Annotated in this window: 21 protein-coding genes; 13 read left to right on the forward strand and 8 right to left on the reverse strand. The window is 71.7% G+C overall.

Annotated features, from left to right (window positions below; all coding sequences use genetic code 11):
* Positions 1–34: 34 nt before the first annotated feature.
* Positions 35–469, reverse strand: a complete 435-nt coding sequence (locus tag AB0F17_RS15480) for an RpiB/LacA/LacB family sugar-phosphate isomerase (RefSeq protein ID WP_358022255.1) — start codon at positions 467–469, stop codon at positions 35–37.
* 147 nt (positions 470–616) lie between these two features.
* Here AB0F17_RS15480 and AB0F17_RS15485 point away from each other — a divergent pair, with 147 nt between their 5' ends.
* From AB0F17_RS15485 to AB0F17_RS15515, 7 genes are read left to right on the forward strand one after another with little or no spacing between them, the layout of a single operon-like run.
* The gene (locus AB0F17_RS15485) at positions 617–1,696 is read left to right on the forward strand and encodes a DUF917 domain-containing protein (RefSeq protein ID WP_358022258.1); all 1,080 of its coding nucleotides are present in this window, start codon (positions 617–619) and stop codon (positions 1,694–1,696) included.
* Positions 1,689–3,296 carry a hydantoinase/oxoprolinase family protein gene (locus AB0F17_RS15490; protein ID WP_358022261.1) on the forward strand — a complete coding sequence of 536 codons (1,608 nt, stop codon included), beginning with the start codon at positions 1,689–1,691 and terminating at the stop codon, positions 3,294–3,296. The genes AB0F17_RS15485 and AB0F17_RS15490 overlap by 8 nt, the downstream gene beginning before the upstream one ends.
* A 23-nt stretch (positions 3,297–3,319) precedes the next feature.
* A complete protein-coding gene (locus AB0F17_RS15495) occupies positions 3,320–4,939 on the forward strand; it encodes an ABC transporter substrate-binding protein (RefSeq protein WP_358022263.1) in 1,620 nt (539 codons plus the stop codon).
* Between the two features lie 3 nt (positions 4,940–4,942).
* Positions 4,943–5,959, forward strand: a complete 1,017-nt coding sequence (locus AB0F17_RS15500) for an ABC transporter permease (protein WP_358022266.1) — start codon at positions 4,943–4,945, stop codon at positions 5,957–5,959.
* Positions 5,956–6,822 carry an ABC transporter permease gene (locus AB0F17_RS15505; protein ID WP_358022270.1) on the forward strand — a complete coding sequence of 289 codons (867 nt, stop codon included), beginning with the start codon at positions 5,956–5,958 and terminating at the stop codon, positions 6,820–6,822. Before AB0F17_RS15500 ends, AB0F17_RS15505 begins: the two co-directional genes overlap by 4 nt.
* Positions 6,819–7,553 (forward strand): ABC transporter ATP-binding protein, encoded by a 735-nt coding sequence (locus AB0F17_RS15510; protein WP_358022273.1) that lies wholly within the window; start codon positions 6,819–6,821, stop codon positions 7,551–7,553. Before AB0F17_RS15505 ends, AB0F17_RS15510 begins: the two co-directional genes overlap by 4 nt.
* Before the next feature lie 2 nt (positions 7,554–7,555).
* The gene (locus tag AB0F17_RS15515; protein ID WP_358022365.1) at positions 7,556–8,419 is read left to right on the forward strand and encodes an ABC transporter ATP-binding protein; all 864 of its coding nucleotides are present in this window, start codon (positions 7,556–7,558) and stop codon (positions 8,417–8,419) included.
* 39 nt (positions 8,420–8,458) lie between these two features.
* On the opposite strand, the gene AB0F17_RS15520 is transcribed toward AB0F17_RS15515, so the two are convergent.
* Positions 8,459–8,935, reverse strand: a complete 477-nt coding sequence (locus AB0F17_RS15520) for a MarR family transcriptional regulator (RefSeq protein ID WP_358022276.1) — start codon at positions 8,933–8,935, stop codon at positions 8,459–8,461.
* A gap of 73 nt (positions 8,936–9,008) precedes the next feature.
* Here AB0F17_RS15520 and AB0F17_RS15525 point away from each other — a divergent pair, with 73 nt between their 5' ends.
* Positions 9,009–10,400: an MFS transporter gene (locus tag AB0F17_RS15525; RefSeq protein ID WP_358022278.1), complete on the forward strand. Its 1,392-nt coding sequence runs from the start codon at positions 9,009–9,011 to the stop codon at positions 10,398–10,400.
* Positions 10,401–10,408: 8 nt separating this feature from the next.
* Here AB0F17_RS15525 and AB0F17_RS15530 read toward each other — a convergent pair whose 3' ends face one another.
* Positions 10,409–10,765 carry a DUF742 domain-containing protein gene (locus AB0F17_RS15530; protein WP_358022281.1) on the reverse strand — a complete coding sequence of 119 codons (357 nt, stop codon included), beginning with the start codon at positions 10,763–10,765 and terminating at the stop codon, positions 10,409–10,411.
* A complete protein-coding gene (locus AB0F17_RS15535; protein WP_358022283.1) occupies positions 10,758–12,659 on the reverse strand; it encodes a nitrate- and nitrite sensing domain-containing protein in 1,902 nt (633 codons plus the stop codon). Before AB0F17_RS15535 ends, AB0F17_RS15530 begins: the two co-directional genes overlap by 8 nt.
* A 161-nt stretch (positions 12,660–12,820) precedes the next feature.
* On the opposite strand from AB0F17_RS15535, the gene AB0F17_RS15540 reads away from it, so the two are divergent.
* A complete protein-coding gene (locus tag AB0F17_RS15540; protein ID WP_358022286.1) occupies positions 12,821–14,386 on the forward strand; it encodes an ABC transporter substrate-binding protein in 1,566 nt (521 codons plus the stop codon).
* A gap of 108 nt (positions 14,387–14,494) precedes the next feature.
* Here the strand turns inward: AB0F17_RS15540 and AB0F17_RS15545 are convergent, their stop codons facing one another.
* Positions 14,495–14,671 carry a hypothetical protein gene (locus AB0F17_RS15545; protein ID WP_358022374.1) on the reverse strand — a complete coding sequence of 59 codons (177 nt, stop codon included), beginning with the start codon at positions 14,669–14,671 and terminating at the stop codon, positions 14,495–14,497.
* Between the two features lie 20 nt (positions 14,672–14,691).
* Here AB0F17_RS15545 and AB0F17_RS15550 point away from each other — a divergent pair, with 20 nt between their 5' ends.
* Entirely contained in the window at positions 14,692–15,318 is a 627-nt protein-coding gene (locus tag AB0F17_RS15550; RefSeq protein WP_358022368.1) for a hypothetical protein, read from the forward strand.
* Between the two features lie 7 nt (positions 15,319–15,325).
* Here the strand turns inward: AB0F17_RS15550 and AB0F17_RS15555 are convergent, their stop codons facing one another.
* Positions 15,326–16,501, reverse strand: a complete 1,176-nt coding sequence (locus AB0F17_RS15555; RefSeq protein ID WP_358022289.1) for an MFS transporter — start codon at positions 16,499–16,501, stop codon at positions 15,326–15,328.
* Between the two features lie 75 nt (positions 16,502–16,576).
* Between AB0F17_RS15555 and AB0F17_RS15560 the strand changes: the two genes are divergently transcribed.
* The 3 genes from AB0F17_RS15560 to AB0F17_RS15570 all read left to right on the forward strand — a co-directional run bounded on the left by AB0F17_RS15560 (position 16,577) and on the right by AB0F17_RS15570 (position 21,911).
* Positions 16,577–19,303, forward strand: coding sequence for an AAA family ATPase (locus tag AB0F17_RS15560; protein ID WP_358022292.1), 2,727 nt, complete (start codon positions 16,577–16,579; stop codon positions 19,301–19,303).
* Between the two features lie 68 nt (positions 19,304–19,371).
* On the forward strand, positions 19,372–20,736 hold the full coding sequence (locus AB0F17_RS15565) for an AlkA N-terminal domain-containing protein (protein ID WP_358022371.1): 1,365 nt from the start codon (positions 19,372–19,374) through the stop codon (positions 20,734–20,736).
* Positions 20,733–21,911 (forward strand): MFS transporter, encoded by a 1,179-nt coding sequence (locus AB0F17_RS15570; RefSeq protein ID WP_358022295.1) that lies wholly within the window; start codon positions 20,733–20,735, stop codon positions 21,909–21,911. The genes AB0F17_RS15565 and AB0F17_RS15570 overlap by 4 nt, the downstream gene beginning before the upstream one ends.
* A gap of 3 nt (positions 21,912–21,914) precedes the next feature.
* On the opposite strand, the gene AB0F17_RS15575 is transcribed toward AB0F17_RS15570, so the two are convergent.
* A complete protein-coding gene (locus tag AB0F17_RS15575; RefSeq protein ID WP_358022298.1) occupies positions 21,915–22,859 on the reverse strand; it encodes a cobalamin biosynthesis protein in 945 nt (314 codons plus the stop codon).
* On the reverse strand, positions 22,840–23,625 hold the full coding sequence (locus AB0F17_RS15580) for an aminoglycoside phosphotransferase family protein (protein WP_358022301.1): 786 nt from the start codon (positions 23,623–23,625) through the stop codon (positions 22,840–22,842). Before AB0F17_RS15580 ends, AB0F17_RS15575 begins: the two co-directional genes overlap by 20 nt.
* Positions 23,626–23,638: the final 13 nt, after the last annotated feature.

Below are 23,638 nucleotides of genomic sequence, written 5' to 3' on the forward strand. Positions count from 1 at the left end.
GTCCAAGGTCATTTCCCGGACAACGGTCTCGTCGTCAGATCGCGTCGAGGTGGGAGACGTTCGCCTGGTCGACGGCGTCCGTGCTCGGCGCGCCGGCCAGCCAGGAGTCGAGGATCTCCTCCAGCACCACCTCGGACGTCAGCCGCAGGCTCAGCGCCAGGACGTTGGCGTCGTTCCATTTACGCGCCCCGCCGGCCGTGTAGGCGTCGACGCAGAGCGCCGCCCGTACACCCGGCACCTTGTTCGCCGCGATCGAGGCGCCCGTGCCGGTCCAGCAGCACACGACGGCCTGGTCGGCGCGTCCCTCGCGCACGTCGCGCGCGGCGCGTTCGGACGCCCAGGCCCAGTCGGCGCGCTCCTCGGCGTTGAGCGCGCCGTGCGTGACCACCTCGTGGCCGCGCGTGCGCAGGAGTTCCACGACACGCCGGGCCACGCCGTCCAGGCTGTCGGTCGCCACCGAAATCCGCATGCTCACGCTCACCTTTCCGCATCTGCCGGTACACCGAAGCTTGCCCCAAACGAGCCTCGCCGCGCGGACCGGGCGGCGCAATCGGTTCGCGGATCTGACAGCCCTGACTGGCGCAACAGGTGGCTATGTGCTTGGTTGTGTCGCCATATGAGTATCGACATCAGCGACATTCCCGCCCTCGCCCGGGGATGTGCCGTGCTGGGCACCGGAGGCGGCGGAGACGTGCGGACCGGGTCGCTGGCGGCGATCCGGGCGATCCGGACGTACGGGCCGGTGCCGCTCGTCGAGCTGGCGGAGCTGCCCGGCGACGCGCTGGTCGTACCACTGTCCGGCATCGGCGCGCCGACCGTCAGTCACGAGATGATCCACAGCGAGGACGAGGCCAAGCGGATCGCGGAGGAGATCGAGCGGATCTTCGGCCGCCCGCCGGCCGCGGTCATGTCGTCGGAGATCGGCGGGTCGAACGGCGTCGCGCCCGTCGCCTGGGCCGCCCAGCTCGGCCTGCCGCTGCTGGACGCCGACGCCATGGGCCGGGCGTTCCCCGAGGTGCAGATGGTGTCGATGTACGTGGCGGGGCTGCCCGCCGACCTCGTCGTCATGTCCGACGTCGTGGGGAACATCGTGACGATCCGCCCCATCGATGGCCTCTGGTCGGAGCGGCTGGCGCGCGCCGTCTGCGTGGCGGCGGGCTCGACCGCCCTGATGGCCGACTACGTGCTCACCGCCGCACAGGCGCGCGGCGCGGTCATCGAGGGTACGGTCACCCGCGCGCTGGCCATCGGCCGCGCCACCGAGGGCGCGGCGGAGCCGCTGCGCGCGCTGGCGGAACGGCTGGGCGCGGCCCGGCTGATCACCGGCAAGCTGGCGGACGTCGAACGGCGTACGACCGGCGGGTTCGTCAGAGGCACGGCCACGATCGACGGCACCGGCGACGACCGGGGCCGCACGCTCACGCTGGAGCTCCAGAACGAGAACCTCGTCGCCCTCGAGAACGGCCGGCCCAGAGCCATGGTGCCGGACCTGATCACCGTGGTCGACACCGAGACGGCCGCCGCCGTCCAGACCGAGGGCCTGCGGTACGGCCAGCGCGTCACGGTGCTCGCCTGGCCGTGCGACCCGCTCTGGCGCACGCCCAAGGGGCTGGAGACGGCGGGGCCGCGCGCGTTCGGCTACGACCTGGAGTACGTGCCCATCGAGGAGCTGGTGAAGGGGGAGCCGCGTGGCTGAGGGCGCGTTGCGCATCGGGATCGACGTCGGCGGCACGAACACGGACGCCGTCGTCCTGGACGCGTCCGACCGGGTGATCGCCAAGGCCAAGCGGCCGACGACGCCGGACGTGACCGCGGGGCTGCGGGCGGCGCTGGACGCGGTGCTCGCCGAGGTGGCCGCGTGGGACCGGATCACCCGGGTCATGCTGGGCACCACGCACGCGACCAACGCGATCCTGGAGCGCAGGAACCTCGGCCGGGTGGCGGTGCTGCGGCTCGGCGCGCCCGCGACCACCTCGGTGCCGCCGCTCTCCGACTGGCCGGACGACCTGCGCAAGACCGTGTCCGCGGGCGAGGCCATCGTGCCGGGCGGCCACTACGTCGACGGCCGCGAGATCAGCCCGCTGGACCTCGGCGCGATCCGCCGGTTCCTGGACGGCGTGCGGGCCGACGCCGTGGCGGTGACCGGCGTGTTCAGCCCGGCCAGCGCCGACCAGGAGCGGGTCGTCGAGGAGCTGGTCGGGAACGAGTACGGGCTGCCCGTCTCGGTGAGCCACGAGATCGGCTCCCTCGGGCTGCTGGAGCGGGAGAACGCGACCGTGCTCAACGCCGCCCTGTACGGCGTGGCGGCGCACGTGACCGACGCCCTGGTGACGGCGCTGGCCGAACGGGGGCTGGGCGCACAGCCGTACCTCGCCCAGAACGACGGCACGCTGATGACGGTGGCGCACGCCGCGCGGCTGCCGGTGTCCACGATCGGCTCCGGGCCGGCGAACTCGCTGCGCGGGGCTGCCTTCCTGTCGGGGGCGCGCGATGCGATCGTGGCCGACGTGGGCGGTACCTCCACGGACCTGGGCGTGCTCGTCGGCGGGTTCCCGAGGGAGTCGGCGGCGGCGGTGGAGATCGGCGGGGTGCTGACGAACTTCCGGATGCCGGACATCCTGGCCATCGCGCTGGGCGGTGGCAGCGTGGTCAGAGCCGCGGGTGGGACTGTGGGGCCGGACTCGGTGGGGTACCGGATCGCGGAGGAGGCGCTGGTGTTCGGCGGCTCCACGATGACGGTCACCGACGCCGCCGTGGCGGGTGGCCGCGTCCCGGCGGACGCGGCCGGCTGGCGCGAACGGCTGGAAGCAGCCGTCCAAGCGGCTCACGCCGCGAGAACGGCTGTGCACGGCAAGGGCGACATGTCGGAAACTTTCGGCGACACTCTGCAAAGGGCGCTGGCCGTGGCCGACGCGATGGTGATCGACGCCGTGGACCGGATGGCGCTCGGCCGGGCCGACCGCCCGCTGGTGGCGGTGGGTGGCGGCGCGTTCCTGCTGCCCGCCGAGATCCCCGGCGTGAGCCGCGTCATCCGCCCGGAACACGCCGAGGTGGCCAACGCCGTCGGGGCAGCGATCGCCCTGGCGAGCGGCAGAGTGGATACGATCTTGCCGGCGGGCGAAAGCCGGTCAAAGGCGATCGAAAGAGCCAAGGAGGAAGCGGCGGCTCGTGCCGTGGCCGCAGGAGCGGATCCGGCCGGAGTGGAGATCGTCGACCTGCTCGAGGTGCCGCTGAGCTACCTCTCCGAGCCCGCGGTGCGGGTACACGTCAAAGCCGCCGGACCTCTCTCCCGGTGACAGATCGAAAGGACACCCCACCCATGCGCTGGCACAAGCGTCTGCTCGTCGCCGGGGTCGCCGGTGCCGTGGCCATGACCGCATCCGCGTGCGCGGGCGGCCAGGTGCGCGGTGCGGACCGGACCCCGAAACCGAGCGCCACGACGAGCGACTCCGCCGTCGCCGCCACCAAGGCCAACGACGCCACCTTCGTCTACGCGCCCAACCTCGACGTGGTGACGGACTGGGACCCGGCGACCTCGTACTCCAACGAGATCATCGCCATGTCCAACATCTACGAGGGCTTAACCAGGTACAACACCCAGTCGCAGAAGCCCGAGCCGCGCCTGGCCACCGAGTGGACGTCGGCCGAGGGCGGCAAGCAGTGGACGTTCAAGCTGCGCCAGGGCGTGAAGTTCCACACCGGCGCCAGTGTGGACGCCGAGGCGGCCAAGAAGGCCATCGAGCGCACGATCAAGATGAACGCGGGCGCCGCCTACATCTGGGGCTCGGTCAAGACGATCGAGACGCCCGACCCGGCGACGCTGAAGTTCACCCTCAAGTACGCGGCTCCGCTCGACCTGATCGCCTCCTCCGGCTACGCCGCCTACATCTATGACACGGCCGCCGCCGACAAGCTCAAGGACGGCAAGACCGACGCCGGCACCGGCCCGTACACCATCGACACCTGGCAGAAGGGCAAGGAGACCGAGCTCACGCTGAAGGCGTACGAGGGCTACTGGGGCGGCTGGAAGCCCGAGCAGTACAAGAAGATCGCTTTCCGGGTCACCCCCGAGATCACCACCGCCTGGCAGTTGCTGCAGAAGGGCGAGGTGAACTTCGTCGAGCGCCTCAACCCGCAGATCTTCGAGCAGGCGGGCGCGACCCAGGGCGTGCACACCTCGCAGACGCCGTCCTTCCAGAACCTCCTCCTGCTGTTCAACACCGCCACGGGTCCGATGAAGGACGTCAGGATCCGGCAGGCGCTCCAGCTCGCGCTCGACTACGACGGCCTCATCGCGGCGCTGAAGGGCGCGGGCAGGAAGAGCACCGGCCTGGTGCCGCAGGGCCTCATCGGCTACACCGCCAACCTGGAGCCCAAGCAGGACCTGGCCAAGGCGCAGGCGCTGCTCGCCGAGGCGGGTTACGGCCGTGACCTGCCCGAGCTGAAGCTGAAGATGACCTACGCCCAGGGCGACGAGGACCAGAAGCTCCTGGTCACGCTGCTCAGCTCGGCGCTGAAGGAGCTCAACGTGAGCCTGGAGGCCAAGCCGATGGCCTGGAACGCGCAGTGGGACCAGGGCAAGAAGCAGGGTCAGGACATCTTCGTCATGTACTGGTATCCCGACTACGCCGACGCGTACTCGTGGTTCCTCAACGTGTTCAGGAGCGCGAACAAGCCGCAGTTCAACCTCTCCTACCTGAAGAACGCCGAGATCGACAAGGAGATCGACGCGCTGCCGCAGCTCACGGCCACCGACAGGTTCGCCGCCGAGCAGTCGTACGCGACCCTGCAGAAGCAGATCATCCAGGATCAGGCCGCTGTAGCGGTGCCGTACGTACAGACCTACCAGCGCGCGCTGACGGCGGACGTGCAGGGGTACGTCGACAACCCGGCCTATCCCAACGTGGTCTTCTTCTACGATCTCAAGCCCGCCAGCTGACCCATGCCGCGCTATCTGGTCCGCCGCCTCGGCCAGGCCGTCCTGGTCGTGGCCGGTGTGATCGTGCTCACGTTCGCCGTCATGCGGCTGGTGCCCGGCGATCCGGCGGTCGCGTTCGCCGGGCCGAAGGCGACTCCCGAGGAGCTCGCCGCGGCCCGGCTGCGGTTCGGGCTGGACGACGCGATCCCGGTGCAGCTCTGGAACTACGTCAGGGACCTGGTGACGGGCGACTGGGGCACCAGCCTGCGTACCCGGCAGCCGGTCCGCGACGATCTGCTGCTCGCCTTCCCCGCCTCGCTGGAGCTGGTCGGCACGGCGCTGCTCCTCGCGATCGCGGTGGGCATCCCGGTCGGCGTGCTCGCCGCCCGCTATAAGACGAAATTTCCGGACTTTGGGGTGCGGATCACCAGCATGCTGGCCGTCTCGGTGCCGGTGTTCTGGCTGGCTCTGGCGCTGCAGACGGTGTTCGCCAGCAACCTCGGCTGGTTCCCGATCGCCGGTGAGTACGACTCCGCGCTCGACACCACCAGCCCGCTGACGCTCTGGACCAACATCACCATCGTCGATGCGCTCATCACCGGCAACTGGCCGATCTTCACCAGCACGCTCGAACACCTGGTGCTGCCCGCCCTGGTCGTGGCGGCCTACCCGACGGGCGTGATCGCGCAGATGACCAGGGCGGCGCTCATCGAGGAGTCCGGTCAGGACCACGTCCGGATGGAGCGGGCGCTCGGCTTCGGGGAGACGTCGATCCTGACCAGGTTCGCGCTGCGGCCCGCGCTGAACCCGGTGCTGTCCCTGATCGCCCTGGTCTTCGCGTACGCGATCGTGAACGGGTTCCTGGTCGAGGCGGTGTTCAACTGGCCGGGGCTGGGCCGGTACGCCGTGCAGTCGATCTCCAACCGCGACACTCCGGCCATCGCGGGCGTCACGCTGCTGGTCGCCATGGTCTACGTGCTGGCCAACCTGGTCGTGGACCTCCTCCAGGGCGTGGTCGACCCGAGAGCGAGGGCCCGATGACGGAGACGCGGGTGGCGGCGGAGCCGGTGCGGTTGCGCCGTACGCTGCCGAAGGTCACCGACCGGTTCGCCGCCGCCGGTGCGGTGCTCATCGTGCTCATCCTGCTGGCCGCGATCCTGGCGCCGTGGCTCGCGCCGTACCCCGTGGACCGGCTCGATCTCGTCAACACGCTGCTCCCGCCGAGCGGCGCGCACTGGTTCGGGACCGACAAGGTCGGGCGCGACGTGCTCACCCAGGTCCTGTACGGCGGGCGGACCTCTCTGACCATCGCCGTGGCCGTGCTGGCGATGTCGGCGGCCGTCGGCGTCACGCTGGGCGTGGTGGCGGGCTACGCGGGCGGCTGGCTGCGGGACGTCATCATGCGCGTCACCGACGTCTTCCTGGCCTTCCCCGCGCTGCTGCTGTCGCTGGCCCTGGCCGTGGTGCTGGAGCCCAGCGTGACGACCGCGATCGTGGCCATCGCGGTGACCTGGTGGCCCTGGTACGCCCGGCTGGCCGCCTCCGTGGCGGCCTCCATCTCCACCCGGAGTTACGTGGACGCGGCCCGCTGCCTGGGCGTGCCCGCGCCCATGATCATCCTGAGGCACGTCCTGCCGAACTCCCTCACCCCCGTCCTGGTCCAGATCTCCCTCGACGCGGGCGGGGTGATCCTCACCGCCGCCGCGCTGTCGTACCTGGGCCTCGGCGCGCAGGAGCCGACGGCGGAGTGGGGGCTGATGGTGGAGCAGGGGCAGACGCTGTTCACCACGAACTGGTGGGTCGTGACCTTCCCCGGGCTGGCGATCCTGGTGACGGCCTTCGCCTTCAACGTACTGGGGGAGGGGCTGCGCAACGCCCTGGACCCACGAAGGGTCGTGAAGTGATCGAGGTCAGGGATCTTCAGGTGCGCTACGGCGAGCGGCTGGTCGCCGCCGTGCCCGAGCTGGACGTGCGTGAAGGGGAGTGCGTGGCGATCGTGGGGGAGAGCGGGTCGGGCAAGTCGACCACGCTGCTCTCGCTGCTGGGCCTCACCGAAGGCGCCCACGTATCCGGAAATATCCGGGTCTGTGGGGTCGAGGTGCTCCAAGCGCCCGAACGGCGGCTCCGCGAGATCCGGGGCGCCCGGGTGGCGCTCGTGATGCAGTCGCCCCAGGCCGCGCTGAGCCCCACGACCCGCCTGGGCACCCTGATGCGCCGCGCGCTGAAGCTGCACGGCCAGGGCGCCGACCGGGTCATGGTGGAAGCCGTCGAGGCGGTCATGCTCGACCCGGGCATCCTGCGCCGCTATCCGCACGAGATCTCGGGCGGCCAGGCGCAGCGGTTCGCGATCGCGCTGGCCATCGCGCTGGGCGCCGAGGTGATCCTGGCCGACGAGCCCACCAGCGCGCTCGACGTGACCGTGCAGGCCGAGGTCGTCGGCGTGCTGCGGCGGCTGCGCGCGGAACGCGGCCTGGCCCTGCTGCTCGTCTCCCACGACCTGGCCCTGGTCTCCACGATCGCCGACCGGGTGCTGGTCATGAAGGACGGCGCGGTCGTGGAGAGCGGCCCGGCGGCCGAGGTGCTCGCCGTGCCGTCCCATCCGTACACCCGCGAGCTGCTGGAGGCGCTGCCGTGACGATGCTCAGGGCGGAGGGGGTGACGCTCGGGTACGGCCGGACGCCCGTCGTGCACGACGTCACGCTCGACCTCGTCGACGGCGGTGTCGGCCTGATCGGCGAGAGCGGCTCGGGCAAGACCACGCTGGCGCGGGCCTTCCTCGGCCTGCTCACCCCCACATCCGGAAATATCTGGTACGGCAAGCAAACCCTGAAAAATGCGGATATGAGGGCGTTTCGCAGGGACGTCCAACCGGTCTTCCAAGCCGAGGCCCTCGACCCCAGGATGCGCATCGGCGGCTCCATAGCCGAAGCCCTGCCGAGGAACGCCAGGCACCGCGTCCCCGAACTCCTGGAACAGGTCGGCCTCTCCCCGGAGCTGGCCACCAGGCGCCCGCACCAGCTCTCAGGAGGTCAGCGGCAGCGCGTGGTCATCGCCAGGGCGCTCGCGGTCGGCCCACGGCTGCTCATCCTCGACGAGCCCACCAGCGCGCTCGACGTGACCGTCCAGGCCAGGATCCTCGACCTGCTGGCCGGCCTCGACACCGAACGCCTGCTCATCACCCACAACCTGGCCGTGGTCGGCCGGCTCTGCCGCATCTCGCACGTCCTGTTCGCGGGCCGCGTCGTGGAGTCGGGCCCGACGGCCGACCTGCTGGCCAAGCCCGCGCACCCGTACACGCTGGCGCTGCGTGACGCCGTACCGAAGCTCGGGGGCGAGCCGCCCGTGAGCACGGGCAGGACCGAGGCGCGGCCCGCCGGGACGGGCTGCCCGTTCCGGCTGCGCTGCCCGCTGGCGGCGCCGGAGTGCGAGGAGGCGCCCGCGCTCAGGGACGTCGGCGGCCGGCAGGTGGCCTGCCACCGCGCCGAGGACGTGCTGGGCTGACCGCCCAGGCCGCTCGGCGGGTTCGGGTCTCCTGACGGGTCACTTGGCGGCGGTGTCCGCGAAGCGCTCCTGAAGGTGCGTGCACAGGTCGTCGGAGAGTTTGGACAGCAGCCGCCCCAGCTCGGCCCGTTCGGCATCGGGCCAGTCGGAGATCGCGGCGTCGAACCACTCCGTGGTGACGCGGCGGCACCTGGCGGCCACCTCGGCGCCCTCATCGGTGAGCGCGATCCGCCAGGCCCGGCCGTCGTCGGGGTCCTTGACCCGGGCGAGCAGCCCGCGCTGCTCCAGGGTCGAGACGTGCCGGGTCACATGCGGGCTCTCCACCTGCAGCCCCTCGGCGATCGCGCCCACCCTGCGCGGCTCGCCCGAGTCGAGCAGATAGACGAGGATCTGCACGTCGGGCCGGTCGAGCCGGACACCGGCCGCCTCGGTCAGCCGCTCGTGCGTCTTGGCCCGGTTGAGGGTGGTCACCAACCGTCTGAAGGCCACCACGGTCTTGTTGAGGTCTTCGCCCATCGCTTTGCTTACCTAACTTACGTATGTATTATCGTCACTCGGTTACTTACCTAAGTTATCTAAAGGAGCCGTCATGGCGACAGTAGTCGCTTCCCCGAAACGTGAGACCTCGACCAGGAGCCCATGGCCCGCCGTGGTCGCGCTCGCGTTCGCGGCCTCCATCGCCGCATTGCAGAACACCGCGGTGGTGCCCCTGCTTCCCGTGCTCCAGCGCGAGCTGCACACCTCGCTCTCGGCGGTGAGCTGGACGCTCACGCTCAGCCTGCTGACCGGCGCGGTGGCCACGCCGCTGCTGTCGAGGTTCGGCGACATGTACGGCAGACGGGCGGTCATCCTCGGCGCGCTGGCCCTCCTGGTGATCGGCTCCGTCATGGCCGGGCTGGCCACCTCGCTGCCGATGTTGCTGGTGGCCCGGGTCCTGCAGGGGTTCGTGGCGGCGTTGGTGCCGCTGGCGATCGGTGTGGTCCGTGACCTGTTGCCCAGGGAGCAGCTGGCCACCGGCATCGGGGTGCTCAGCGCCACGATGGGTTTCGGCAGCGGGGGCGGGATGATCCTCGCGGGGCTCGCCTCGGGTGACTACCACGCCGTGTTCTGGATCACCGCCGCGGTCACGGTGGTCGCCGCGGTGATCGTCGCCTTCCTGGTACGCGACCGGGCTCCGGGCGGCGGCGGGCGCCCCGACCTGGCCGGGGCGTTCCTGCTGACCGTGTGGCTCGTCGCGTTGCTGCTGGCCATCAGCGAGGGCGGCTCGTGGGGCTGGGGCTCGCCGGGGGTGCTCGGGCTGATCGCGGTCACGGTGGTGGGCGCGGTGGCCTGGGTGGCCGTCGAGCGGCGGGTGGCCGAGCCGCTGGTGCAGATGTCGATGCTGGTGCAGCGGGGCACGATCGGCGCGACGGTGGCCTCGATGCTGCTCGGGTTCGCCTTCTTCACCGTCATGACCGGCGTGTCGGGGTTCACCCAGGCGCCGGCCTCAGGTCTGCGGGCCACGACCTTGCAGGTGGGGTTCTACCTGCTGCCCAGCACGCTGTTCATGCTGGTGATCTCGCTGTTCGCCGGGCGGTTCATGCGCCGGTTCTCGGCCTCGTCGATGGTGGCGGCCGGTGGCGGGGTCGTCGGGCTCGCGGCCCTCTGGCTGGTCTTCGCCCACCGGACCGGCGGCGACATCTACGTGGCGACGTCGCTGCTGGGCATCGGCCTCGGGGTGGGGTACGCGGCTCTCGGCACCATGGCGGTCGAGCACGTCAGCCCGGACAAGACGGCGCTGGCCGCCGGGGTCAACGCACTGGTGCGCATCGTGGGCGGCAGCACCGCGGGCGCGGTCATCGCCGCGCTCCTTGCCGCCCAGCCGGGCGTACTCGGGTACCAGTGGGTCTTCGGTGTCGCCGCCGTCGCGGGCGGGGTGGCCGCGGTGTTCGCGGCCGTGTTCGGCCTGCTCAACCGGCGGGTCGCCGTCGCGACGCCGTAAGGCGGCGCTCAGAGCGCCCTCAGACCGCTGATCACCTCCAGCAGCACCGTGGCGTCCGGCGCGGAGCGCGGCGGCTCGACCTGGATGAGCTGCTGCGCGTGCAGGTCGCCGCAGAGGACCCTGACCACGCCGATGGGCAGGTTCAGCTCGGCGGCCACGTCCACGAGCCGGGTCGGCTTCGTGCACTTCTGCATGATGATCAGATGCTCGGGGCCGAGCCCGGCGGGCGGCGCCAGGCCACCGGCCGTGATGATCACCGCGATGAGGTCGATGGCCTCGCTCGCGGGGACGGTACGGCCCCGGGTCAGCAAGTAGGCGGGGACGATGGGACCCGCGTCCTCATCCAGCCACCGCTCGTCATTCACTTGGCACCACCCGCAGGGGATGGGCGACGGGCTCCTGGGCGCGGCTCTCCGGCTCGGCCGGCGGGTCGCTCACGTGTTCTGCCGGGATCAACACGATCGCGGTGGTCCCTCCATATGGTGAACCGCGTAATGTCACGCGGATGTCATGCCTGGCGGCCAGGCGGGAGACGACGAACAGGCCGAGCCGGTCACTGTCGGCCAGGTCGAACTCCGGGGGGCTGGCCAGCCGCTCGTTGAAGTCGGCCAGCTCCTCTTCGCCCATCCCGAGACCGCGGTCCTCCACCTCGAAGACGAAGCCGCGGGCCGCCGCCTCGCCGCGCACGATGACCGTGGTGTGCGGCGGGGAATTGACGGTGGCGTTCTCGATGAGCTCGGCGATCAGATGGATCACGTCACCGACGACCGGCCCGGCCAGGCGCTGCCCGGGCATCGGCTCGACGGTGACCCGCTGGTAGTCCTCGACCTCGGCCGCCGCGCCGCGCGCCACGTCCAGCAGCGGCACGGGCTTGCTCCAGCCGCGGCCGGGGGTGGCGCCCGACAGGATGATCAGGCCCTCGGCGTGGCGGCGCATGCGGGTGGTCAGGTGGTCGAGGCGGAACAGGTCGTCGAGGGCGTCCGGGTCGGTCGCACGGTGCTGCATGCCCTCGAGCTGGATCCGCTGGCGGTGCAGCAGCGTCTGGCTGCGCCTGGCCAGGTTGCGGAAGACGTAGCCGACACCGTCGCGGAGCTGCGACTGCCCGACCGCGGCTTCCACGGCCGTCTGCTGGACGATGGAGAACGCCTGGCCGACATCGGCGATCTCGGCGGTCGTGCTGGCCACTGACAGCTCGGGCACCTCGACCGTCTCGCCCTTGCGCAGCTTGGCCACGACCTGCGGCAGCCGCTCCCGGGCCACTTCGAGCGCGGCCAGCCGGAGCGCGCCCAGCTCCTTGGACAGCCGCGTGCCCATCCGCAGCGAGAACGCGATCGACACGATCACCAGGATGAAACAGGTCCCGGCCAGCAGGAACGCCCGGTAGAGCACCGAGTCCGCCACCGGCTCCGCCCGTACGGAGAGCATCTCGCTCGCCTGCATCTGGGCGTTCTGGAATGACTTGGCCAGCGTGTCGGCCGTGGTCAGCCAGGACTTCGGGGCGGCGCCCGCGATGATCTGGTCTTCCATGAGCCGCATCCGCTGGTAGGCGGGCGAGGTGATCAGCGACACCTGCGTGTCGCGCAGGCGCGGGTCGAGCTCGCCGAGCGCCTGGTCGATGATGAAGCGCCGGTTGCCGACCCACTGGGTGAACAGCCTGCGCTCGGCGTCCGTGGTCGGCCCGACCGCGATGGCCTGCTCCCTGGTGAGCAGCTCCTTGGCGTAGCCCATGTCGATGACGATGCGCGACTGCTCGTAAATCGGGATGTCGTCGATGAACGCCACCCGCCTGTGCAGGCCGAACAGCGCGTCGGTCATCGCGTTGTAGGACTCGACCGCGCGCAGACGGTCGGACAGGCCCGCGTCGATCTCGGCCCTGACCGCGTCCAGCCGGTCCATCTGCGTGAGCACCGCGTCCACCTGTGTCCGGATCGTCTCCGACGCGTTCATGGACGTGCTGGAGAGCTTCTTGAATTCCGCGTCGGCCGCGTCCGTCCTGGTGCGCTGCGCGGCGGTGGCCGACCTGTCGGCCGGGCTCTCCGTACGCAGCAGCTTCACCGAGGCGAGGCGCTCGAGCTGGATCTGGTTGATGAGTTTGTACGCGGGCAGTCGCAGGTTGGTCCAGAGCGTCTTGTACTGGCGCAGCTCCAGGCTCTCGCTCGCGGTGACGGCGGTGATGACTCCCCAGAGCACCACCATCGAGGCGAGCGGAACCAGCAGTAGGCCGATGATCTTCATGCGGATCGTTCGGCTACGACCCATGGCACCTCATTCCGGTCGGTCCCCTGCTGGCAACCCCGGACGGGACAAGCCCAGAGGATAGCAATTCGATCTCTGGAATGGCTAATTTTTCGGGACTTTTGGACTTTTGACAGGCATCGTGCAGTAGGTTTCGGCGTACATCCGTCACAGAGGGAGATGCGTTGCGCCGTCGTCTCACAGCGGTCGCCGCGCTGGTGTTCTCCATCGCCGCGTGTTCGACCCCGTCAGAGGTGGTACGACAGGCACCGGCCGGCGAGTCGCCGTTCGTCTACGTTCAGAATCTGGACGTGATCTCCGACTGGGATCCCAGTCACTCGTACTCCAACGAGATCATCGCCCTGCAGAACATCTACGAGACGCTGACCGTCTGGAACCCGGTGACCAAGAAGTCCAGCCCCCGGCTGGCCACCTCCTGGCGCTCGTCGGCCGACGGCAAGACGTGGACGTTCACGCTCCGGTCCGGCGTCACCTTCCACACCGGCAGGGCCCTGGACGCGGCGGCGGTGAAGGCGTCGATCGAGCGGACGATCAAGACCGGGGTCGGCGCGTCGTACATCTGGGACGCGGTGTCCGCCATCCGGGCCGACGACCTGGAGACCGTGACGTTCACCCTCAAGTACCCGGTCCCGCTGGACCTGGTCGCCTCCTCCGGCTACGCGGCCTACATCTACGACACCCAGGCCGCTCCCGACCTCGGCAAGTGGTTCGAGGCGGGCCGGGACGCGGGCTCGGGCCCGTACACCGTCGCGAGCTGGCGCAAGGGCAAGGAGAAGGAGCTCACGCTCAAGTCGTACGACGGCTACTGGGGCGGCTGGAGCCAGCCTCACTACCGAACGGTCGAGTACCGCGTCGTGCCCGACACCGAACGGGCCTGGAAGATGCTGCTGCGCGGCGACGTGAGCTTCGTGGACCGGCTCAACCCGCGGCTGTTCGCCAGGGCGTCGGTCACGCCGGGCCTGCGCACGTCCGCCCGGGCGTCGTTCCAGACGGCGATGCTGCTGTTCAACACGGCCGCGGGCCCGATGGCCGACGTGCGGGTGCGGCGCGCGGTGCAGAAGGCCGTCGACTACCAGGGCATCATCCGGGCGCTCAAGGGCGCGGCCTCACCGCCCAGCGGCATCGTGCCGGAGGGGCTGCCCGGTTACACCCCTGGGCGGGTACCGAAGCAGGACCTCGTGGAGGCCGCGCGGCAGCTCCAGCTCGCGGGCTACGGCCCCGGCGGCAAGCCGCTGCGGCTGCGGCTCACCTACGCCGAGGGCGACAACGACGAGCGGCTGCTGGTCACCAGGCTGCAGGCCACGCTCAAGACGCTCAACGTCACGCTGGACGCGCGGGCGATGCCGTGGAACGCCCAATGGGAGCTCGGCAAGAAGCACGGCCAGGACATCTTCGTCATGTACTGGTGGCCCGACTACGCCGACGGCTACTCGTGGTTCGGCAACGTCTTCCACAGCGCCGAGCCGCCGGTCTTCAACCTGGCCTACCTGAAGGACAAGCGGACGGACGCCCTGCTCGACACGCTGCCCAAGCTCACGGTGACCGACAAGGCCGCCGCCCAGCGCGGCTTCGCCCAGGCCACGAGCCGGGTGCTGGACCAGCAGGTCGCCGGCGCGCTGCCCTGGGTGGTCAACTACCAGCGTGCCTATCTCGGCGGCATCCAGGGCTATGACGACAACCCGGCCTATCCCGACGTGGTCTTCGCCTACGACCTGCGACCTGCCGGCTGAGAGCCCTTACTTCGTGAGGCGGTCTCGGTCGCCCTCGTGTTCACGGCCTCACTTCGTGAGGCGGTCTCGGTCGCCTGATGCCGCCGCCTTCCCCCGTCGCTCTGGTCGCTACGCTCCCGGCGCTCCTCCTCCAGGCGACGGCGCTCCCTCGACGCGGTCGCGCAGCCGTTCCTTGATCTCCTCCGGGGTGTAGGCGCGGCGGCGCCGTTCGGCCCGCGCGATCGCCACCCCGGTGGCCGCGACTCCCGCGACCCCGGCCAGTCCGAGTATCTTCCACCAGCGCATGTGCCTAGGCTAGCGGTGTGCTGACTCTCGACGAGGCCGTGAGCCTGACCAGGACCGGCGATGTGTGGGTCTTCCGCGGGCGCTCGGTGCCGGACCGCGCCATCCAGACGATGACCAACAGCCCGATCAACCACGTCGGCATGGCGATCGTGGTCGAAGACCTGCCGCCCATGATGTGGCACGCCGAGCTCGGCAGGTCGCTGCCCGACCTCTGGGCGGGCACCCACCAGCGCGGGGTGCAACTCCACGATCTGCGCGACGCGGTCACGGTCTGGGCCAACAGGTACGGCCAGCGGGCCTGGCTCCGCCAGCTCGAACCCGAGGCGACGCCCGAGATGGAGGACGCCGCCCTGCGCGCGGTGGCCCGGCTCGACGGCACGCCGTTCCCCTCCACGGCGAGGATGGCGGCCCGCTGGGCCAAGGGACGGGTCCCGCAGCTACGGCGCCGGATGGGGGAGCGCACGCTGGAGAGCGCCTACTGCGCCGAGATCGTCGCGGTCACGTACGAGGAGATGGGGCTGCTGCCCGGCGGGCGCCGGCCCAACTGGTACGACCCGGGCAGGTTCTGGAGCGGTGACGATCTCGACCTCGTGGGCGCCCACAAGCTGGGCAACGAGATCACGGTGGGCGTCGAGCGGGCCGGCTGACCCGCCCTCAGCGGCGGGTGCGCTTGCGTGTCAGGGGCAGGGTGGCGGCGACCAGCGCGGCGATCACGGCGAAGCCCACCGGATAGCCGGTGTGGCCGATGAGCAGGCCGAACCCCATCGCGCCGACACCCATCCCCGCGTCGTAGGCGAGGTTCCACAGGGCACTGACCGGGCCCGAGGGACCGCGTTCGAGCATCAGCGCCAGCGTGGCGTTCTGCAGCACCCCGAACCCGACCCCGAACATCGCCATCCCCACCACCACCGCGACCGGCTCGCCGGTCCAGACCTGGAGCGCGACCCCGGCGGCGGTGATGAGGATGCCGGGCACCAGCAGCCGCTCCGAGCCGTGCCCGTCCCCGAACCTGCCCGCCCACCAGCGGGCCAGCGGCGTGCCGAGCGACTGGGCGAGCAGCGCCGCCGAGGCCAGCTCCGGCGACCCGGCCAGCGGCAGGAACGTCACCAGCACGCCGACAGCCAGCGTGACGGCGGCGAAGATCAGCGTGGGCCGCACCTGGACGCGCAGATCGAACGTCCCAGCGTTCCCGGCGGTGGGTCCGGTGTCAGGCCCGGTGTTGGATTCTGCGGTGGGGTGGGTGGCGGGGTTGATGGCGGGCAGCGCGAGCACCGTGACCAGTCCGGCCAGCGGGATCAGGGCGCCCACGACGAGCACCGGGGTGAAGCCGAGCACTCCGGCCGCCCACAGGCCCAGCGGCAGCCCGATGACCGACGGAACGCCCACCGCCACGCCGTACAGCCCCATTCCCTCGCCGCGCCGTTCGGCCGGCACCAGCTCGGCGGCCAGCGCGGTGCCCGCGACGACCAGGATGCCGAGCCCGGCACCACGCAGCAGCGCCACCGCGATGACCAGCGGTAACCCCGCGGACAGGGGCAGCAACAAGGCGGGCAGACCGAGCAGCACCAGCCCGGACGCCAGCACGGCACGGTAGCCGTACCTCGACAGCAGCCACGGCACGGCCAGCTCCAGCAGAACCGTGGACAACATCATGGCGCCGGTCGTCAGACCCACCCCGGACTCGCCCGCGCCACCCGACGCGGCGTACAGCGGCATGGTCGCGAACAGCAGATAGAACCCCAGCAGCCCGCTGGCCGCGGCGGCCATGGCCAGGAGCAGCGGGCGGGTGAGCAGCGAGCCAGATGGTGCCGGTATCGGGCGAGTCAGCATGATTCCGACAGTGCCGGAGGGCCGCCTCAGGCACATCGGGCATGATGCGTAGCCCCCTCTTCATAGTGTGGAGCTGTGTTCGTCGGACGTGAGAAGCAGCTCGCCGCGCTGGCGGCCGCCCTGGAGCGCACGCCGGGTGCGGTGCTCGTCGTCGGCGAGGCGGGCATCGGCAAATCGTCCCTGGTACGCGAGTTCACGCGCGGCGTCGACGCGCTGGTGGCCGAGGGCGGCGCCGACCCGGGAACGGCCTTTCAGCCGATGGCCGGTCAAGGGTCGTCCGGTCAAGGGTCGGCCGGTCTGGGGTCGGCCGGTCAGGGCGTGATGCCGTATGCGCCGTTCGTGCCGGTGTTGCGCCGACTGGTCCGGGAGTACGGCGCCGAGCTCATCCCCGGCGGGGGCCGGATGGGGCTGGCGCGGCTGCTGCCCGAGCTCGGCGAACTGGAAGAACATCCGGAGCTGGGGCGGGCCAGGCTGTTCGAAGAGGTGCTGCTGCTGGTCGAGCGGGTGGCGGAGCGGCGGCCCGTCGTGCTCGTACTGGAGGATCTGCACTGGGCTGATCAGGCCACTCGCGACCTGCTGGTGTTCCTGTTGCGTAACTTGACGCGGCCCGGCGTGCTGGTGATCGCTACCTCGCGTGAGCCCCTGCGCCTGCCTGTGGCCGAGGTCGTCAAGGTCCCGCCACTGGGCCGCGACGAGGTGGCGCGCATGCTGGGCGGCACCGACGGTGGCATCGGCGGCGGACAGAGCGTGGTGCCCGGGCTTGCCCGTACCGACATCGATCGGATTGTGGCGCGTAGCGAGGGCAATCCGCTGTTCGCTGAGGCGCTGGCCGACGCGGGCACCACCTCGCCCACGACGCCCGCCTCGCTGCGGGAGTTGTTGCTCGCCGGAGCGGAGCGGCTCGGCCAGGCCAGCCTGGACGTGCTGCGGATCGCCGCCGTGTCGTCTTCTGTGTCGCGTTCGGCGCTGTACGAGGGGAGCAGGACGCCGCACGAGGTGCTGCGGTCCGTGGCCGGACTGGACGACCTGGCACTCGACGAGGCGTTGCGACCGGTCGTCCGGGCTCGGCTGCTGTTGGTGGATGGTGACGGCTACGTGTTCAGGCACACGCTGATCCGGGACGCTGTCTACGACGACCTGCTGCCGGGTGAGCGCATCCGCCTGCACATCCGCTGCGCCGAGGCGCGGCCCGAACTGGCCGCCGACCACTGGTACGCGGCGGGTGACAGACGCCGCGCCTTCCAGGCGGCCTGGCGGGCACACCGCTGGGGCCGCGTACTGGAACTGTGGGACCACTCCGACGACGGAGGACATGAGGGCGGCGAGGACCATCCTGGCGGCGGGGGTCGTGGCGACGGCATGGATTCGGTCGGTGGTATGGATCACGCCGCGGTGCTGGAGCTGGCGGCCAAGGATGCGCTGCACGTGGGTGACGCCGAGCGTGCCGAGGAGCTTGCGGGTCTGGCGCTCGACGAGGTGAGCGGTGATCCGCTGAGGGCCGCCCATCTGCTGGAGCTGCGGGTGGCGATCCGTGACCTGCTCGGCGAGGACGGCCTGGCGGATCTGCGCGAAGCGGTACGGCTGGCGCCGCGTGAGGCCCGGCTGATCGGCGCCCTCGCCAACACGCTCGCCTGGAACGGCCAGGACGCCGAGGCCCGTGCCCACGCCGAGGACGCGCTGGCGCTCGGCGACGCCAGGTCCCTCGTCACCCTGGCCGCGCTCACCGCGCTCGAAGGCGACCTGACGACCGCGTCGAGGCTGCACGCCGAGGCGCGGGCCGCCGCTCCCGACGACGACACGGTGCTGGTCGCGTACGCCGGCGAGGCCGACGTACTGGAGGCGGCGGGGGAGCACACCAGGGCGGAGGCGGTCGCGCGCCGGGGCATGGCGCAGGCCAGGCGCGTGGGCATGGCCCGCTCGCGTGGCGCCCACATCGCCGCGAACCTGGCCGAACCCCTGGCCTCCCTAGGCCGCTGGAAAGAGGCGCGCGAGGTCATCGACGCGGCCTTGGCGCTCGACCCGCCGCCGATCCACCGAGCGTGGCTGCTGATGGTGCTCGGCACGGTGGCGGTCTGGGAGGGTTCGCTGGAGGAGGCGGCCGACGTTCTGGATCGGGCCAGGCCGCTGATGCGCGGGCGTTCGCGCGGGTACGACTCGTGCCTGGAACCTGACCTGCTCGAAGGCAGGCTCGCTGTCGCCGCCGGTGACGTGGAGCGGGCCGGGCGGCTGGCCGACCACGTGCTGTCCGCGCACGACCTGACGCTCAGCCGCCGCTATGCCTGGCCGCTGCTGGTGATCGCCGCGCGTACGGGCCGGGTACGGCAGGCGCCTTCGGGGATGGAGACGATGGGGCGGGTCCAGGAGGCCTACCGGGCGACGTTCGAGGCCGAGTGCGGGGGCTCGTGGGCGGCCGCCGTGGCCGCGTGGCGGACGGTCGGTCAGCCGTACACGCTGGGGCAGGCCCTGGTCAGGGCGGCCGAACAGGATCCCGAGGCGGCGCGCGAGCGGCTGCGGGAGGCCGCCGCCATCGCCGGGCGGCTGGGCTCGGAGCCGCTGCGGCGCGAAGTCGAGGCCGCGGCGGCCAGTGGCAGGGTGCGCCTGACGGCCGATCCCGGGCTGTCGGCGCGGGAGCTGGAGGTGCTGGAGCTGGTGGCCGAGGGGATGAGCAACAAGCAGATCGCCGAGCGGCTGTTCATCTCGGCCAGGACCTCGGGTGTCCACGTGTCCAACATCATGGCCAAGCTCGGCGTGGGCTCGCGGGTCGAGGCGGCGTCCTTGGCCCGCCGTACCGGGCTCCTGTAGGGCGTTGCCGTTGGCGTCCGATCGTGGCTAGCCGCCGCGCCCCGGCGCACGTCACAGTGGGTCGGGTGATGGATGCTGACAACCTGTACGCGGTGCTCAGGAGCCGCGACCGGCGCTTCGACGGGCGCTTCTTCGTCGGGGTCGCCACCACGGGCGTCTACTGCCGGCCGAGCTGCCCGGCGGCCATGCCCAAGCCGGAGAACCTGCGGCTCTACCCCTCGGCGGCGGCCGCCCAGCAGGCGGGACATCGGGCCTGCAAGCGCTGCCGTCCCGACGCGGCGCCCGGCTCGCCCGAGTGGAACCTGCGGGCCGACGTGGCCGGGCGGGCGATGCGGCTGATCGCCGACGGGCTGGTGGACAGGGAGGGCGTCTCGGGGCTGGCCGCCCGGCTCGGCTACAGCGAGCGGCAACTGCACCGGCTCCTGCTCGCCGAACTCGGCGCCGGACCGCAGGCGCTGGCCAGGGCGCAGCGGGCGCAGACCGCGCGGATCCTGCTGGAGTCGACGGGGCTGGGCGCGGGGGAGGTGGCGTTCGCGGCCGGGTTCGCGAGCATCAGGCAGTTCAATCAGACGATCAGGCAGCTGTACGGGCTGACCCCCACCGAGCTACGGTCCCGCACCGCCGGGAAAGCCGTGAAAGCTGTGAAAGCCGGGCATCGGGCTGTGCGGGTCCAGGTGCGGCTGGCCTATCGGCCGCCGTTGGACGTGGACGCGCTGTTCGGCTACCTGGCCGCGCGGGCCGTGCCCGGGGTCGAGGAGGGTGGGGCCGGGTTCTACCGCAGGTCGCTGCGACTGCCGTACGGAACAGGCGTGGTGGACGTAACGGACGGCGGCGATCACATGCGGTGCGAGCTGCTGCTGGCGGACGTCAGGGACCTGGCGGTCGCCGTGCGGCGGTGCCGGGTGCTGCTCGACCTCGACGCCGACCCGCGCGAGATCGAGGAGGTGCTCGGCGCGGACCCGGTGCTGGCCCCGCTGGTCGCGGCCCGTCCGGGGCTGCGCGCGCCCGGCCACGTGGACCCCGCCGAGCTGGCCGTGCGCGCGGTGTGTGGGCCGGGGGACGGCTTGGCGGAGCTGGTCGAACGGTTCGGCGAGCCGCTCGGCAGCCCGGTGGGCGCCGTCACCCGGCTGTTCCCGCCGGTGGCGGCGCTGGCTGAGGCTGCCCCGATCGCGGCGGTGCTGGCCGAGGTCGCCCCGATCGCGGAGGCGCTGGCCACCGGGCGGCTCACGCTCGATGCGGGCGCCGACCGGGACGCGGCCGAGCGGCAGCTGCGTACCGTGCCCGGCGTGGACGAGCGGACCGCCGCCTACATCCGCATGCGCGCGCTCGCCGACCCCGACGTCTTCCTGCCCACCCGGCAGGTACGGCAGGCGCCCGCGAGCTGGCGCCCCTGGCGCTCCTACGCCCTGCACCACCTGTGGGCCGCGGCATGACGCTCACCGTTCTGGCCGCGCGGGACTTCCGCCGGCTGTGGATCGGCTCGTCCATCTCGCTGGTCGGCGACGGCATGACGCTGGTGGCCCTGTCCTGGCTGGTGCTCAACGGTCCCGGCGGCGTCGGCGCGCTGAGCCTGCTGGCCGCCTGCTACACCGCGCCGGTGCTGGCCGGTGGGCTGGCCGTGGGTCCGCTGCTCGACCGCTTCGACAAGCGGCACGTGCTGGCCGCCGACAGCCTGGTCAGGGGCGTCGCGGTGGCCACCGTGCCGCTGACGGCCGTGCTGGGCGGGGTGCCGGGCTGGCTGCCGTTCGTGGTGGCCGCCCTGCATGGCCTGCTCAAGATGGTGCCCATGGCCGGTGTACCCGCGGCCATCCCGGACCTCGTCGAGCCGGACGAGCTCGACAAGGCCAACGCGCTGGAGTCCCTGGCGTACGCGGTGTCCGGAATCGTGGGCTACGCCCTGGCCGGAACGTTGATCGACGCCATCGGCGCGGTGAACGTGCTCGCTCTCGACGCGGTCAGCTATCTGTGCTTCGCCGTGGCCGCGCTGCTGGTCCGGACGCCGCTGCGGCCGCACGTGACGGCGGAGACGGGCCGGCCGCGACTGGCCCACCTGCTGCGGGACCGGGCGCTGGTCCGCACGACGCTGGCGTTCATGGCGTTCAACATCGCCGAGGGCGCCCTGGTGCTGGTCGCCGGGCCGTGGCTGGCCAAGGACCGGCTGCCCGGCGGGCCGGCCACGCTGGCGCTGCTGTTGAGCGCCCTGTCGGTGGGCGAGCTGGCGGGCGGGTTCCTGGCCGGGTCGTGGAAGCCGAACACCGGCCGGCTGCGGGCCATCGGGCTGGCGCAACTCGTCGCGGCGGCCGGATTCCTGGCGGTGCTGGCCGTACCCGACCGGTGGGTGCTGGCGGCGGGCTTCCTGCTGATCGGGGTGGCGGGGGTGGTGATGACGGTCTGGGCCCAGTCGCTGCGCATGGAGCTCATCCCGCCCGCCCTGCGCGGCCGCGCGTTCAGCGTGCTCCGTACGCTCATGCAGGCCACGCCGCCCCTCGGCGCCGCGGCCGTCGCTCCGCTCCTGGCAGGCGGGAACCTGACGCTGACCGCTGTCCTCATGGCCGCTCTGGCCGGGCTGCCTGCCTTCCTCCTGCTCCTGCCCCCCGCCCGGAATTGAACCTCAACCCCGGCGGCGCAGCCCCCAGGCGGCCAGCACGGCGATGCCGGCGGCGGTCAGGCTCACCGCGCGGGTGAGGCGTACCGCGCGCCGGATGTCCCCGGGCTCGGGCTTGGGGCCGTCGCCCATGGTCGGGCGGTGCTCGGTCCGGCCGCCGTAGACGTTCGTGCCGCCCAGCGTGAGGTCGAGCGCTCCGGCGAACGCGGCCTCGCACCTGCCCGAGTTCGGGCTGGGATGGCGGTGCCCGTCTCTTCGCAGTACGGCCAGCGCCCGCGCCCGGTTCGGGGCGACGAGTACGGTGATCAGACCCGTCAGCCGGGCCGGCAGGTAGTTGGCCACGTCGTCGAGCCTGGCCGCGGCCCACCCGAAACGCTCATAGCGCGGCGAGTGGTGGCCGATCATCGCGTCCAGCGTGTTGATCGCCCGGTAGGCCAGCAGCCCGGGAACGCCCGCCACGGCGCCCCAGAAGAGAGGGGCCACGACGGCGTCGGAGGCGTTCTCGGCCAGCGACTCGACGGTGGCCCTGGCGATCTCGGGCGCCTCCAGCCGGGCGGGGTCGCGGCCGCACAGGTGCGGCAGCCGGGCGCGTGCCCTGGTCAGGTCGTCGTCCTCCAGCGCCTCGGCCAGGTAGGCGCCCTCGCGGGCCAGCGTGGTGCCGCCGAGCACCGCCCAGGTGGCGACGGCCGTCAACGCCGTACGGACGACGGGGTTCGCCACGCGCTCGGCCAGCACGCCGAGGCCGGCGGCCGTGCCCGCGCAGAGGACGACGTGGGCGACGCCGTTCGGCCTGGCGTCGCCGTACAGGGCCCGCTCCAGCCTGGTGGCGGCGCGGCCGAACAGCGCGACGGGATGGGCCGTGCGCGGATCGCCGACGACGGCGTCGAGCACGACCCCCAACGCGATGCCCAGCGGCCTGGTTGGGTGGGACTTATTTGACCAAATGCGCATGGAGCTTATCTTCGTGCTTGTCCAGCCAGGCGGCCGCCCGGCGGATGCGCTCGCCCGCGCCGCCCGCCCACATCATGGCCCAGTTCCCGCCCGCCGCCGCCCGGCCACGCATGACCGTGTACGAGCGCTGGAACCGGAGCCTGGCCAGCTCCAGCAGCCGTCGGCGATCACGGGGCGGCACCCCGTACGCGTCGCAGAACAGGCGGAGCCGCGCCCCCACGTCCAGCCCGCGCTGGAGCGGCGCCAGGTCGACGGGGTCGGCGATGGGCGCCCAGTGCCTGAGCGTCGTGACGACGTCGAACAGCCGGGTCGTCGGCCGGGCCAGATCGAAGTCGATCAACGCCCGGGGCCTTCCGTCACGAAATATCACGTTTTGGAGGGTTAAATCGCAGTGGCCGATGACCTCTGGGGCGGCGTCGTCGTTCGAACCGCCCTCCCAGCCGCCACGTGTCAGCGGGAAGCCCTCTGTCGCGTCGTGGAAGTCGCGCAGCAGCTCGGCCAGGCGTACCAGAGCCTCGTCGGTGACCGTCACCAGGCCGAGTCCGGTCGTACCCGGAACATAGGTGAGGATCTCCCGCCCGAGCCCGTCCATGCCCACCACGCGCGGCGCGCCCTCGAACCCGGCGGCTTCCAGGTGGCGGAGCAGGGCGTGCACGGCGGGCGTCGACGGGCTCACCGGCCTGCGCACGGTGTCACCGACCCGGACCACCCCGTCCGTCACATCCCCGCCCTGCAAGGGGATCTCGTGCAGGAGCGTCGCGACCATGCCAAGAGAGCTT

Origin of the sequence: Nonomuraea sp. NPDC026600 (assembly GCF_040638335.1) — a bacterium.
Taxonomy (GTDB): Bacteria; Actinomycetota; Actinomycetes; order Streptosporangiales; family Streptosporangiaceae; genus Nonomuraea.

What these genes read in the sequence shown, in the direction of transcription:
- AB0F17_RS15480 (WP_358022255.1), bottom strand. Translation starts at nt 469, where the DNA reads ATGCGGATTTCGGTGGCGACCGACAGCCTGGACGGCGTGGCCCGGCGT.
- AB0F17_RS15485 (WP_358022258.1), top strand. Translation starts at nt 617, where the DNA reads ATGAGTATCGACATCAGCGACATTCCCGCCCTCGCCCGGGGATGTGCC.
- AB0F17_RS15495 (WP_358022263.1), top strand. Translation starts at nt 3,320, where the DNA reads ATGCGCTGGCACAAGCGTCTGCTCGTCGCCGGGGTCGCCGGTGCCGTG.
- AB0F17_RS15500 (WP_358022266.1), top strand. Translation starts at nt 4,943, where the DNA reads ATGCCGCGCTATCTGGTCCGCCGCCTCGGCCAGGCCGTCCTGGTCGTG.
- AB0F17_RS15505 (WP_358022270.1), top strand. Translation starts at nt 5,956, where the DNA reads ATGACGGAGACGCGGGTGGCGGCGGAGCCGGTGCGGTTGCGCCGTACG.
- AB0F17_RS15515 (WP_358022365.1), top strand. Translation starts at nt 7,556, where the DNA reads ATGCTCAGGGCGGAGGGGGTGACGCTCGGGTACGGCCGGACGCCCGTC.
- AB0F17_RS15520 (WP_358022276.1), bottom strand. Translation starts at nt 8,935, where the DNA reads ATGGGCGAAGACCTCAACAAGACCGTGGTGGCCTTCAGACGGTTGGTG.
- AB0F17_RS15525 (WP_358022278.1), top strand. Translation starts at nt 9,009, where the DNA reads ATGGCGACAGTAGTCGCTTCCCCGAAACGTGAGACCTCGACCAGGAGC.
- AB0F17_RS15535 (WP_358022283.1), bottom strand. Translation starts at nt 12,659, where the DNA reads ATGGGTCGTAGCCGAACGATCCGCATGAAGATCATCGGCCTACTGCTG.
- AB0F17_RS15545 (WP_358022374.1), bottom strand. Translation starts at nt 14,671, where the DNA reads ATGCGCTGGTGGAAGATACTCGGACTGGCCGGGGTCGCGGGAGTCGCG.
- AB0F17_RS15555 (WP_358022289.1), bottom strand. Translation starts at nt 16,501, where the DNA reads ATGCTGACTCGCCCGATACCGGCACCATCTGGCTCGCTGCTCACCCGC.
- AB0F17_RS15565 (WP_358022371.1), top strand. Translation starts at nt 19,372, where the DNA reads ATGGATGCTGACAACCTGTACGCGGTGCTCAGGAGCCGCGACCGGCGC.
- AB0F17_RS15570 (WP_358022295.1), top strand. Translation starts at nt 20,733, where the DNA reads ATGACGCTCACCGTTCTGGCCGCGCGGGACTTCCGCCGGCTGTGGATC.
- AB0F17_RS15575 (WP_358022298.1), bottom strand. Translation starts at nt 22,859, where the DNA reads ATGCGCATTTGGTCAAATAAGTCCCACCCAACCAGGCCGCTGGGCATC.
- AB0F17_RS15580 (WP_358022301.1), bottom strand. Translation starts at nt 23,625, where the DNA reads ATGGTCGCGACGCTCCTGCACGAGATCCCCTTGCAGGGCGGGGATGTG.